Here is a 13,186-nt window from a genome sequence, read left to right as displayed (position 1 = left end):
GCTTCATGGTATCATACATTCGCTGCTCGGCTCTAAAGAGATGCTTGTGGCAAAAGGACTAAGAGCTGAGCCTTGCAATCATTGGCTAGAAGTGTAGGATAGAAACTAAGTGAAGATAACGAGGAATAAACCAAAAGACTTGGAGGATAAAGGATGAAGAAAAACGACTTTCTATTGACAGCTGATGAGCTGTCCCATCAGAAAATGGAGTATCTAGAAACATTGTTCGCTTTAGGAAATGGGCAAATCGGCGTCCGTGCAGGGCATCCTTTGAAGGTCAATCAACTGTATCCAGGAAATCCTGGGGCGTTTGTCAACGGCTTTTTTGACAGCGAGCCGATTCAGTATGGCGAATGGGCTTATGGGTATGCAAAAGAACATCAAACGATTTGCAAATTGCCAAACTTGCGTGGAGTTATTTTGAAAATCGGCGAGGAGGATTCTTCGGTTGAGGAATGGCAAGTCGAACGAACGCAAATGAGTCTTGCATTAGCTGACGGGATTCTGACGGAAAGTTATCGGATCACTACTCCGACCGGAAAGTCTTTTGAGTTGGGGTTAACTTCGTTTGCGTCAATGACGCGTAGTGAACTCTATGTTTGCCGCTATGAAGTGATAACAGCCGATTTTTCAGAACCGATCGAACTATCCCACACATTAAATCAGCAATTCTCTGTCAATAAAACAGATGATCCTCGAGTTGCCAGTAAGAATCATCAATTGGAAAAAGAACAAATGGGCGCATACCAAGTATGGACAGCACCAAATAGTCAAAAGCAAATCGCTATTCGGCTGCATCAAGAAAAGCAGTATTTGACAGTTGGAGAACCGTCAACTTCGATTTTTCAGGTCAAATTGCTGCAAAGGTTTGGTGAGACACCATTTGAGCAGAAAGTCGACGAGTTTTCTGTCTTATTAAAAGAACAAGCGGATTACTATCGATCTTTCTGGCAAGCCAGCGATATTCAAATCGTGGGGGATGACTATTTGCAAAAAGGGATCCGTTTCAATTTGTTTCATTTGAACCAAGGTGCAGGGCGTGATGGGAAAACGAATTTCGCCGCAAAAGGGCTGACGGGTGAAGGATATGAAGGACATTATTTTTGGGATACAGAAATGTATCTACTGCCTTTCTTCATTTATACGAACCCCGAGATAGCCAAAAGCTTGCTTTCCTATCGTGCAAGTATTTTGCCGCAAGCCAAAAAACGAGCAAAAGAATTGAATCAAGCTGGGGCATTGTTTGCTTGGCGTACGATTGACGGTAATGAAACGAGTGCCTATTATCCAGCAGGTACAGCACAACTGCATATCAATGCCGATATCGTTTATGGTTTTCAATTATATGAACGTATCACGGGTGATCAACCCTTTATTGAAGAAATTGGTAAAGAAGTCGTTTTTGAAACAGCGAAATTCTGGTTTCATTATGGCACGTTTGTTGTAAAAGAAGGACAAGAGCGGTTTTGTATTCATGGAGTGACAGGACCAGACGAATACAGCGCTTTGGTAAACAACAATTTTTATACAAACAAAATGGTACAAAATAACTTACGCTATGCGGTCGAATTGGCCAAACGATACCATGTCTATCAAGAATTGATTGCCGATTGGGAAAAAGCAGCTGACTTGATGTACTTCGGTTACGATGAAGAGCGGCAGCTAACGAAACAAGATGATTCCTTCTTAGATCAAGCGCTGTGGCCATTTGAGGAAACACCTGCTGAGAATTATCCGCTTCTGCTTCACTATCATCCAATGATCATTTATAAGTATCAAGTATGCAAGCAAGCAGATACTGTTTTAGCAGAGATGCTGTTTACCCATGAATTTTCAGCAGATCAATTAACAAGAGACTATGACTATTACGAGCAGGTGACGACCCATGACTCCTCGTTGTCTCGTTCCATCTTTAGTGTGATGGCTAGCCGAATCGGCGACACTGAAAAAGCGTATCGCTACTTCATGGATACCGCACTGATGGATCTCAATGATTTGCAAAAGAATGTTGTAGACGGTGTTCATGCTGCCAATATGGGCGGCAGCTGGTTGAGTTTGATTTATGGTTTTGCTGGTCTGACCTATGATCGCGGACTTCACTTGGCGAATCATTTGCCACAGAAAATCGAATCACTGACCTTTACGATCACTTATCAGCAAGAAGCAATCAGAGTGAAGCTTCAAGGGGGAGAAATCGAATGCCAGTTGCTGCCTGGCAGCAAGTTGCGTATTGTCAAAGAGGGGCATGGACTTTGGATTCAGCAACACACCACGACTATCGATGCCTATCCGCAAGAAGACTGATCAATCGGATAGAACCAGAACCGCCGCAAGGATTTTCGCCTGCGGCGGTTTTTTTGACTCGTTCCATAAATCTTCTTGTAGAAATTTCCCTTAATGAAAGGGAAGATATACCTATGGAGGTTGCTTGAGTTTGACTCTAAACTAGTAAGCGAGGGAGAGAGAGATGGAAAAATTAAGCCTATTGTTGTTAAGAACACTTTCGAAGCATGACGGTTTTATGACGAGTAAAGCGGCTGCTGTCGAGTTGGGTGTTAGCAGGAAAACCGTTCGCCGTTATGCAGAAGAAATCAACCAGCATCAAGAACGATACGGTTGTATGATCCAAGCGAAAAAAGGGAGTGGGTTGTATTTACAAATAACGAACGAAGAAGCTTTTCAGCGAAGGAAAGAACAAGCGTCACACAATGACGACTTTGTTTCTAGAATTATTGAATTCTTTATTCAAGAAGAAACGTATATTAAGTCCGAAATGCTTTGCGAACGCTTATTCATTTCTCAGAGTAAGCTATCTCAAGAATTGAAAAAGCTGCGACGTATACTAAGCCATTACCAGCTCTCCATTCAAACGAAGCCGTATTACGGAATGAAACTTAGCGGCAGCGAATTTGACTTGAGACGGTTTATGGCTAGTAATTATTTGCAAAGAACCCATATCAAGCAGTTAGAAGAGGTCACAATCAGCGAAGATACACCGTCGCTTCTTCATCAGCAGATAAAAGCGATCGTTTCGTCGGAGTTTTCGCAAAAAGCCTACCCCATGTCGGAGGCTATTTTGAACAATCTGGTGAATCATTTAGCGATCGCTGTCTTACGCATGCAAAGCGGCCGCTACTTGGATCGAAATCTGCCAATCAGCGGCAGGACCAATGATGAACAGACGTTACTAGGAGAGCGAATCATAGCCAGAATTGAAAAAGAATGTGCTGTACACTTTACCGAATACGAGCGAAATTATGTTTTAGGGCAAATCGTTGGCAAACGAGTAGTCCCTAGAAATGAAAAGATGACTGTTTCAGATGAAGCAGCAGAATTGGTCAGCAAAATTTTAAAAGCGATCAAGGAAAGCCGCCAAATCGATTTCAGCAAAGACTTGGATCTGCAAACGATGTTGATGTTGCACTTTGCTCCGCTGATCGATCGGATCGAATTGGGGATCGAGCTGAAAAATCCTTTGTTGAATGAGGTGAAGGTACACTGTAATGTCGCTTATGATTTAGCCATCATTGCCGGTCAAGTCATTGCAAAGCAATTTGAAAAGACCATCAGTGATCATGAACTCAGCTATTTGGCGATGCACTTTGATGTGGCTTTAAATAAGAAAAATTCGCAAACACAGCGCAAGTATATTTTAGTGGTCAATGACCTAGGCCGAGCGGCCAATACCTTCCTTAAAGAGAAATTTGAGTTTTATTTTCGCAATTATATCAAGAAAGTCACGGTATGCAATCAATATGAATTTTTGCAAATGATCGAAGAGCAGGAGTTCGATTTCATCTTTTCTTCGATTCCGCTTCCTTACGAAGGAACGATTCCTGTTATGAATGTTGATTATTTTATGCAACCGGATATGATCAAAAAGATCGAAGCCGCATTGGCCGCTGTCTTCACAGAAGAAGTGCTTTTGAACTACTTTAAGGAATCATTATTCATCTGTGAACAAGAATTTGAAACAAAAGAAGCGGTATTGCATTTTTTATGCCAACAAATCAAAGAACAGTATTCAATGCCTGAGAATTTTGAAACATTAGTTTTTGAACGAGAAGCCTTTTTTGGAACCGATTTCTTGCCGTCGGTCGCTTTCCCTCATCCCAATGCACTGATTGGTTCAGAAACGGTGATTGCTGTTGCAAACTTGAAAAAGCCAGTGTTCTGGTACAAACAGTCGGTTCGTCTCGTTTTCTTATTAGTGATTGCTGAACAAGATCACTTAAAAGTGAAACCGCTGAATGATCATTTGATCAAACAATGTTCTTCGTTGGATAAAGTTAACAAACTAGCTGCAACAACGGACTTTATGACGTTCATTAATTATTTAAAGGAGTAGTATATGACAAATGAAAAAGTAACCTTAGAAGGTGCATATAATTTTCGCGATTTTGGCGGCTATCGGACCAAAGAGGGAAAATATGTGGTGACTGGAAAACTATACCGCTCAGACGAATTGAGCAAATTGACAGAAACCGATCAGAAAAAATTAGCAGCTCTGGGAATCGAGAAAATTATTGACTACCGTAATGCCCAAGAAAGAGTAGACAATGAAGACAAACCCATTGGGAATGCTCAGGTGCTTTATTTGACACCGATTGCTGATATTGCTGCTTTAGCTTCTTCAGAAGAAGGGGAGCCAATGGCGCTTTCTGCAGAAGAAATCACCGTCGAAGTTGCAAAAGAATTGATGATTCGGCAAAATCATGAATTTGTTGAAAATAGTCAATGCAAGACCGTTTTTAAAGAAGTATTGGACATTCATTTGGAAGCTGAAGGTGCAGTGGTTCAGCACTGCCGTGGTGGCAAAGACCGCACCGGTTATGGGGTTGCCCTGATTCAGTTACTGTTGGGTGTCAGTTATGAAGAGGTCATGGAAGATTATCTGCTGACAAACGAGTACAAAAGGGAGAAAAATACCAAGAGTCTCAAGCAGATACAAGAAGAAACGAACAACCCCGATTTTGTGGCAGCAATGCGATACTTCAAAGAAGCTGATCGGTGTTTTTTACAAACCGCTTTGGATTTGATTGAGGCTCATGGGGGGATTGAAACGTATGTAAAAGAAGAACTGGGTTTTTCACAGCAGAAAATCCAGCTGCTTAAAGATAAATACTTGCGGGATTAAGTGAAGGAGGACCTTATGAATACACTGAAAGATAAAATACTAGCTGCAGCCGTTCAAGTACAAAACAATATTTATATGAAAGCCATTGCCAATGCAATGATGGGCTTAATGCCCGTCATGATGATCAGTTCCATTGCTTCCTTGATCAATGCGATCGACATTGGGGCAACGCAACAGATAATGGAACAAATTGGTTTGAAAGCATTATTAACACAAGTCAACGCGATGACGATCGATGTCGTTTCCGTTTATGTCGCCTTTCTAGTTGGCTATAAATTAGCCGAACATTTAAATGCGGATCAACTAAATGCCGGTATCATGAGTTTGGTCTCATTTTTGATCTTGAGTCCGATTTCGACTTTGGAAGAAACTCGTACGATGGAGTTGTCGACCCTTGGCTCCGGTGGGATGTTTGTCGCCATGTTTGGTGGATTGTTGGGTGCCAGAATTTACATTTTATGTGTACAGAAGAATCTGATGATCAAAATGCCGGATTCGGTACCGCCGATCGTCAACAAATCCTTTGCAGCGATCGTGCCAGCAATTATTGTTTCAGCCATTATGGGCATCATCTACGTGGGCATGGCGGCAACCCCTTATGGCACGCTGACAGATATGATCTATACTTGGGTACAAGCTCCACTGACCTTGCTAGGAGCGAATATTCTTGCCTGCATGATCATTGTGGCTTTTATCGAATTTCTTTGGTTCTTTGGCATTCACGGAGTGTTGGCTGTTTATCCGATCTTGATGCTGGTCTTTTACCAACCAGGACTTGATAATCTGGCGGCGTACAGTGCCGGTCAAGCATTACCACATTTGTTTACGATTGGGTTTATTTTGAACAATCGCTGGGCTCGCTCATTTGCAGTCGCTTTACTGGCTATTTTTGGCTGCAAATCAGAGCAACTAAAAGCTGTTGGTAAAATTGGTTTGATCCCTTCCATGTTTGGTATTTCTGAGCCAATCAAATTTGGGATTCCTCAGGTGATGAATATCAGAATGCTGCTTCCCTTGATGTTAACACCGGCTGTTTCCGTGTTGTCAGCATATCTCTTAACAATTGTGGGCTTTTTGCCTTATCACAATGGAGTCAATATCCCAACTGGATTTCCGATTATTTTCGGTGGCTTCTTAGTGAATGGCTGGCAAGGAATCATTGCACAATTGATTCAATTTGTCTTATGTGTCCTCATCTATATCCCTTTTATGCGTCTGCAAGACAAAGCAGCACTCGCTGAAGAAAAGAATCTGCAAACCCAAGCGACAGTCGTTGAGTAACAAATAACGAGAAAATGGAGGAACAATGATGAAAAAAATAGTATTAGTTTGCGCTGGCGGCATGTCTACTGGTGTCTTAGTAAATAATATGAAAAAAGCAGCGCAAGAAAAAGGAGAAACGGTGGCGATCGATGCGTTCTCCATTGAATCAGTAACGACTGCAGCAAAAGATGCTGATTGCGTACTGTTAGGACCGCAAGTTTCATACCGATTAAATGAAGTTCAAGGTTTAGTTGCTTGTCCAGCAGCCAGTATCGACATGCGCACCTATGGCATGATGGATGGAAAAAAAGCATTGGAACAAGCACTTGAACTAATAGGAGAGTAGAATGGAAGAAAAAGAACAAATTTGTTTTCAGATTATTTCGCAAGCGGGTATGGCAAGAAGTTGCTTTTTTGAAAGTATTCAAAAAGGAAGAGAAGCCCAGAATCTGGCTGCACTGCAAGCAATCGAAAAAGGAAAAGAACATTATCATGAAGCCCATTTGGCACATCGGAAGTTAGTTCAACAAGAAGCCCAAGGGGAAAAAGTCTGGATGTCCTTACTATTAAGTCATGCGGAAGATCTTTTGATGAGCGCAGACATCATGAGTGAGCTTGCAAAAGAGTTTCAAGGGTTGTATGAAGAAATTCAGGCAATTAAGCAAACGATTCAGTCTACTGGCTCCTAACCGAAAATCGCAATAAGAAAAAGAAACGAAGTGTCAGTCCTTTGACAAAACACTTGGTTTCTTTTTGCTTAAATTTGGTACGCACGTTGACAGGATTGCTTGAAGGTGTAGGATAGAAGAAAGATGGAACCTTAAATCAAACCAAGGAGTCGGACGATGAAAGCTTTCAAATCCCATACCGCACTTTTGATCATCAGCAATACGATCACGATCATCCCGTATCTTTATTTTTTATCTTTGAGCAAAGAGCAGTCGCTAAGTGCAGCATTAGCCTTTGCGCTCTTTTATACCTTTCGCATGACAGGGGTCTTTTTCTTACAGACGCTTACGGCGCTTTTCGCACCATCGCTGTTAGCAGCAAGTGTCTTGATCGGCGGTGCCGGCGCATTGGTGGGTATCTTGAGCACTTGGTGGAGCGTGGCACTCTTGCCAGCTGCTGGTTTGTTGGGGATCAGTGCTTCTTGGCTGCCGCCAGCTGATCTGATGGTACGCCAAAAAGCCAAGCTCACTGAACAGCCGCTGAAAAATGATTGGAAGGAGGCGCTGTTCTATCTTTTGGTTTTACTCTTTGCCTTACGGTTGCCTGATGACCTTCAAGGCATTGGTCTATTTGGCAGTTATTTTGCACTCTTTGTGCTGGCGGCTAAGAGTAGTCAAACCTTCAACAACCTCCCAAAAAGACCGTTGATGCAGCGCAACCAGTTATTCAACAAGCAGTTTTTGTTGTATTTCTTTTTCTTTCTCTTACTGTTTGGCTTGCGAGCAGCAAGGCTGATCAAGTCGAATGCCCTGTTTGAGTGGGCGATCACTGGCTTCTTGTTTCTCTTTGCTTTGCTGCTGATCACTTTAACGAAACGCAGCCGCTCGTGGAAACAGCCACTTCATCTAAATGTGCTCACCTTCATTCGTGGGGTGATCGGAAACTTTCTTTTTCTTTTCGGCTCGGTGTATGTTACCGGTCGATTTGGAGCACAAGCGCTAAGCACGCACGTTTACTTACCATATGCACTGGGCCTTTTTGGCGCCATGTTTCTCGGAGGAAAACTCGCTCATCGTTTAGAAAAACAGCTGGTACCAACATATTTACTTGGGCTGATGGCAGGTGTTCTTCTGTTCAGCAGCGACACACTGATTCCAATAAGTTTATTCGTCATTAGCTTCTTTAATGCGGGATTGAATCAATGGCTTACGAAACAGTATTTGGCGGCACAACCCGAAGCAATCGAGCAGCAGAGTTTAGCCAAGTATGCCACACAAAGCAAAGGGAGTTTGGTACATCAATTTCTTTTGATGACACTCCTGTTTGTCATTCTTCGTTTTGAACATCAGCCGCTGGCTTTCTTGTTTCAGCTATCAGGAACGACGGCAACGAATCAGACCTCAAGGATCCAAAGCTTTTTAGAGCCAGCAAAATGGGGCTCGATTGCAGGAGTACTCTGTTTGCTAGTAGGTGGACTGGTGGTATTTTATCGGCAACTAAAGAAAACAAAAGTATAAGCGTCGTTAACTGACACTGTCTTATTTCTAGACGGTGTCTTTTTTTGAAATCGCATAAAAACCGAACATTCAGCGTTTTATCTTCCTTTATGATAGTGAATTTTATTGCACTATTTTCGAATAGCGTTAAAATAAGAACATCGTGTTAGTGAAAAAGGAACATTAAACGAACGGCTTTTTCCTGACAATGTCTTAGAGAACGGGGGAAATCAAACAAATGGCAACCATTCGCTATTTTAAAGGAGATGTTTTCCATACGCCAACTGATGGAAAACTAGAATATATAGAAGAAGCTTTGATTCAAGTCGATGACGCAGGGATCATCACGAAAGTTACTGCCAAAACAGATCAAGGGTATGAGGTAGAGCTGGCAAAAGCATCAGAGAATCTTCAGGCTTTATCCGAAGGCCAGTGCTTTTTACCAGGATTTGTCGATTTGCATGTCCACGCCCCACAATGGCCGCAAGCAGGGATCGCGTTAGATGAACCGTTAAATGTCTGGTTAGATGAATGCACGTTTCCGCTGGAGGCAAAATATGCCGATCCAGCATTTGCCAAAGCTGTCTATCAAGATTTGGTGGCACAGCTATTGGCAAGAGGAACGACAACGGTTCTTTATTTTGCAACGATCCATCTAGAAGCGAGCCTTCAATTGGCGAAGACTTGTGCCGCTCTTGGTCAACGGGGATTAGTCGGAAAAGTCGTTATGGACGATCCCCAAGCCAATCCTGCTTTTTATCGAGACGCGTCAACAGAAGAGGCATTAGCGGATACAGAACGTTTTATTCAAGAAGTACAAGCAATCGCAAAGACCGCACCACAAGGCGTTTATCCTGTGGTCACTCCGCGATTTGTCCCCAGCTGTACCGATGAAGGCTTGGCAGGGTTAGGCGCATTGGCTGAAAAATATGATGTTCATGTTCAGACCCACTGCAGTGAAGGGCAATGGGAACATGACTTTGTTCAAGAACGATTTGGTAAAACGGATACCGAAGTGCTGCAAGATTTTGGCTTGTTGCGTGAAAAAGCAGTGATGGCTCATGGCAATTTCATCAGCCCAGCTGACGGCGCCCGTTTTGTCGAAACCGGCGCCGCAGTTGCGCACTGTCCCATCTCAAATGCCTACTTTGCCAATGGCGTGATCCCAATCAAGCGCTTGAAAGAACAAGGGGTCACGATTGGTTTAGGAACGGATATCTCCGGCGGTTTTTCACCGAGTTTGTATGACAACATCAAACAAGCTGTGATGTCTTCGAGAATGTTAGAAGATGGCGTGGATGTCACGCTTCCTCAAAACACACGAGGAGTAGCTGATTCTCGTATATCCGTGATCGATGCGTTCTCATTGGCGACAAAAGGCGGCGGTGAGGCACTAAAATTACCAGTAGGTGTCATCAAAGAAGGGTATGCGTTTGATGTGCAAGTGATCGATACGCGACAAAAAGAAAATCCTTTGCCTGACTTCGGTGTGTTTACTTCACCCGAAGCAAGATTACAAAAAATCCTGTACTTAGCAACGATGCAAAATATTCGCCAAGTCTGGGTCCAAGGAAAAAAAGTACACGAAAAATGAGGAGAATGAGACAGTGGAATCAACGAAAAACAAACATTTAACGATCGGAATGAACGAAGACATTCCCTTTGGTCAAGCAGTACTTTTAGGATTACAGCATGTGTTGGCAATGGACGTGTATGTGCCGCCATTTATTATCGCAACCGCGGTGGCGATGTCCTCTTCAGACGCATCAGGTTTGATCCAATCGACCTTTTTAGGAGCAGGGATCGCTTCTTTGATCCAAGTCCTCTTTTTCTTGAAATTACCCGTATGTCAAGGACCATCCTTTGTACCCGTTGGAGCGATCATCGGTATTTATTTTGGTGCCAACGGCATGGACACGGTGTTAGGTGCCAGCATTGTTGGTGCCGCAGCAGTCATTTTACTAGGCTTTACTGGCATCTATAAGTATATCGTTCGTCATTTTATTCCTACGATCGTCAGTGGGACGATCATCATGATCGTTGGTTTGACGCTGCTGCCAACGGCATTTACTAGCAATATCTATCCTGCCACTGAAACACTAAGTGCCAATCAAAACATGTTGTTAGCTGCGATTACTGCGGCGATTTTGATCTTGTTTTCCATGTTAGGCGATTATTTTCCAGGAATGGGAAAATACTTCCGAATCAGTTCGGTCATTATTGCTTTGGTTATCGGTACCGTGATTGCTTCCTTTATGGGAGGCGTTGATTTTCAGTCGGTGGCGGATGCTTCTTTCTTTAGTCTGCCAAAACTGGTATTTCTAAACTATGGCCTGCATTTTGATGTTTCAGCGATCTTAACGATGCTAGTGATCTATATGGTTCTCCTAGCAGAAACAACAGGAACTTGGTACGCGGTCAGTTCTGTGACAGAAGAACCTGTTACGGATGAACAGATCAATAAAGGCGTGATCGGTGAAGGGTTAGGCTGCTTGGTTGCCGCCTTAGTTGGAACGACCCCTGTAACTGGTTATTCTACCAATGCAGGGATCATTTCGATTACAGGGGTTGCTAGTAAAAAAGTCTTTGTGATGGCGTCCGTCTGGTTTATCCTATTGTCCTTCATGGGAAAACTTTCAGCCTTGATTCACGCAGTACCTTCTGCTGTCATCGGCGGCGTGTTCGCGGTCGTCTGCGTCATTATTTTGTTGAGCGGCTTTCGGGTCATTAAGAATGAAGAGTTTTCCGAGCGGGAGTTGTATATTATCGGGGTACCGTTGATTATTGCCATCGGCTTGTTGTTTATGCCAGCAGAAATCAAAGAATCTGCGCCTCAATTCTTACAATATTTATTAGATTCACCGATTGCTTTAAGCGCTATTGCGGCGATCATCATGAATAAATTGATCCCAGTGAAGAAAAAATAGAAAGTAAATGAGGAATGAGACCTTGTCTCGTTCCTTCTTTTGTTACAATCCTGTGTAAAAAGAGGGTTTTTTGTAATATAGGAAAGGTTTTCTAAGGTTAACTGGTTTACCTGAAAACAAAATAACTGTAATGTTAAAAATTACAACAGAGTAAAGCTTGATATGATAGGATTCTCAAATTCTTACGAAACGTAAGGCAACTGTCGTTTTCGTAATCATCTGTAATGAATTCTTTACCTATGAAATATTCTTCGATGTTAGACTTGTTTATGCGCTTGAGTCATCTCAAATGACGCAAAATGAGTTTCAAAGAAGGAGATTTAATTATATGAAGTCTTTAAAAACTGTTTTACTTAGTACAGCTGTCCTTGCCGGTTTCGGCCTTTTCTTAGGTGGGAAAGACGCCTTTGCAGACGAACAATACACTGTTCAATCTGGTGATACATTATCAACAATCGCTACTAACTTTTATGGTTATAGCTCTGATGATACGATCAATGCGATCGTTGAAGCAAACGAGATTGCTGATAAAAACTTGATTTTTGTTGGGGAAGCATTGATCATCCCTACAGATGGCACTGCAACTTATACAGAATCTGCAAGCACGACTGCTGCAGCAAGTGTACAACAACCAAGTGAACCAGCAGCTTCACAATCAAGCAACACACAATCTGCTGCAAGCACACAAAGCAGCTCAAGCTACAGCTCTTCAGCTAGCGGCTCAGAAGCTTCAGCAAAAGAATGGATCGCAAACAAAGAATCTGGTGGTTCTTACACAGCGACAAACGGACAATACTATGGCCGTTACCAATTAACCAACTCTTACTTAAATGGTGACTATTCAGCTGCTAACCAAGAAAAGGTTGCCGATGAATATGTTGCATCACGTTATGGTTCTTGGTCTGCTGCCAAAGCATTCTGGGAAGCAAATGGTTGGTACTAAGATTCTCAAATGAGTCTTGTCCATGACATCTAGTAATCAATTGCCCTTATTGGCGAGTACAACTTACTCGCTGATGAGGGCTTTTTTGTGTCCTCTGAGAAAGGTGAATGAATGTAACGCCGCATACAGCTGCATGTAACGTCATTATCAGTCGACATGCCACTGATAAAAAATCCCTTTTTCCACGACAACCATGTATAATAGTAGGAAATAGAGCAGCAAGCGATTCAATCTGTCAAAATTGAGACAGAAAATGGCGATTTTGATAGCAGAAAGTGGGGGACACACAATGAGTACATCGATTGAAGAAAAAATTGCACAAAAAATGCAGCGATTTCAAGCATTTGGGGAAGGCTTGCCGGGAGCCAAAGTCTATTATCGCGAAGATTGGGATGCAATCTACTTTGATTTAGTAGGAAAGCAGTTTGGAATCATGAGTCCACAACCAGAAGAAACAGCGTTTTTGACTTTGAAAAATCTGCCCGAGGTCAACGAAACGCTGCGAGAGCAATTTCCTGACGTCATCATTCCAGGGTATTATGCCAATAAGACCCATTGGAATACCATCAAGTTGGCATCTGATGCCTTGATGGAAGAAAACATCGAACAAATGATTTTGGTTTCCTACGATTTAGTCAAACAAAAACTGACAAAAAAACAAAAAAGTGAGCTGGAAAACAGCGAATCGTAAGTCAAAGATTTAGCGACAAAAAATAATCAAACCAGTATCGAGGATCATCATAATTCCTTT

11 protein-coding genes are annotated in these 13,186 nt (G+C 42.5%); all 11 read left to right on the top strand.

Annotated features, from left to right (window positions below):
* Nucleotides 1–153 precede the first annotated feature (153 nt).
* The 11 genes from IGI72_RS14630 to IGI72_RS14580 all read left to right on the top strand — a co-directional run bounded on the left by IGI72_RS14630 (nt 154) and on the right by IGI72_RS14580 (nt 13,126).
* A complete protein-coding gene (locus tag IGI72_RS14630; RefSeq protein WP_438754671.1) occupies nt 154–2,304 on the top strand; it encodes a glycoside hydrolase family 65 protein in 2,151 nt (716 codons plus the stop codon).
* A 163-nt stretch (nt 2,305–2,467) separates the two neighbouring features.
* Complete coding sequence (locus IGI72_RS14625; RefSeq protein WP_438754670.1) at nt 2,468–4,348, top strand: BglG family transcription antiterminator; 1,881 nt, start codon at nt 2,468–2,470, stop codon at nt 4,346–4,348.
* A gap of 3 nt (nt 4,349–4,351) precedes the next feature.
* The gene (locus tag IGI72_RS14620; protein ID WP_438754669.1) at nt 4,352–5,137 is read left to right on the top strand and encodes a tyrosine-protein phosphatase; all 786 of its coding nucleotides are present in this window, start codon (nt 4,352–4,354) and stop codon (nt 5,135–5,137) included.
* Nucleotides 5,138–5,152: 15 nt separating this feature from the next.
* Entirely contained in the window at nt 5,153–6,418 is a 1,266-nt protein-coding gene (locus IGI72_RS14615; RefSeq protein ID WP_438754668.1) for a PTS sugar transporter subunit IIC, read from the top strand.
* A gap of 28 nt (nt 6,419–6,446) precedes the next feature.
* A complete protein-coding gene (locus IGI72_RS14610; protein ID WP_010749922.1) occupies nt 6,447–6,746 on the top strand; it encodes a PTS sugar transporter subunit IIB in 300 nt (99 codons plus the stop codon).
* A 1-nt stretch (nt 6,747) separates the two neighbouring features.
* On the top strand, nt 6,748–7,089 hold the full coding sequence (locus IGI72_RS14605) for a PTS lactose/cellobiose transporter subunit IIA (protein ID WP_010749921.1): 342 nt from the start codon (nt 6,748–6,750) through the stop codon (nt 7,087–7,089).
* Nucleotides 7,090–7,245: 156 nt separating this feature from the next.
* Nucleotides 7,246–8,586: a hypothetical protein gene (locus tag IGI72_RS14600; protein WP_438754667.1), complete on the top strand. Its 1,341-nt coding sequence runs from the start codon at nt 7,246–7,248 to the stop codon at nt 8,584–8,586.
* 217 nt (nt 8,587–8,803) lie between these two features.
* Nucleotides 8,804–10,159, top strand: coding sequence for a guanine deaminase (gene guaD / locus IGI72_RS14595; RefSeq protein ID WP_368741780.1), 1,356 nt, complete (start codon nt 8,804–8,806; stop codon nt 10,157–10,159).
* 49 nt (nt 10,160–10,208) lie between these two features.
* Nucleotides 10,209–11,492, top strand: coding sequence for a uracil-xanthine permease family protein (locus IGI72_RS14590; protein WP_060791579.1), 1,284 nt, complete (start codon nt 10,209–10,211; stop codon nt 11,490–11,492).
* Between the two features lie 328 nt (nt 11,493–11,820).
* Complete coding sequence (locus tag IGI72_RS14585; RefSeq protein WP_005228480.1) at nt 11,821–12,435, top strand: LysM peptidoglycan-binding domain-containing protein; 615 nt, start codon at nt 11,821–11,823, stop codon at nt 12,433–12,435.
* A 289-nt stretch (nt 12,436–12,724) separates the two neighbouring features.
* Nucleotides 12,725–13,126, top strand: a complete 402-nt coding sequence (locus IGI72_RS14580; protein ID WP_010749917.1) for an MmcQ/YjbR family DNA-binding protein — start codon at nt 12,725–12,727, stop codon at nt 13,124–13,126.
* Nucleotides 13,127–13,186: the final 60 nt, after the last annotated feature.

Origin of the sequence: Enterococcus sp. DIV1059_2, assembly GCF_051713685.1 — a bacterium.
Lineage (GTDB): Bacteria > Bacillota > Bacilli > Lactobacillales > Enterococcaceae > Enterococcus_D > Enterococcus_D casseliflavus.
Note: the sequence above shows the minus strand (reverse complement) of the source record. Positions and strands in the feature narration are given on the sequence as shown.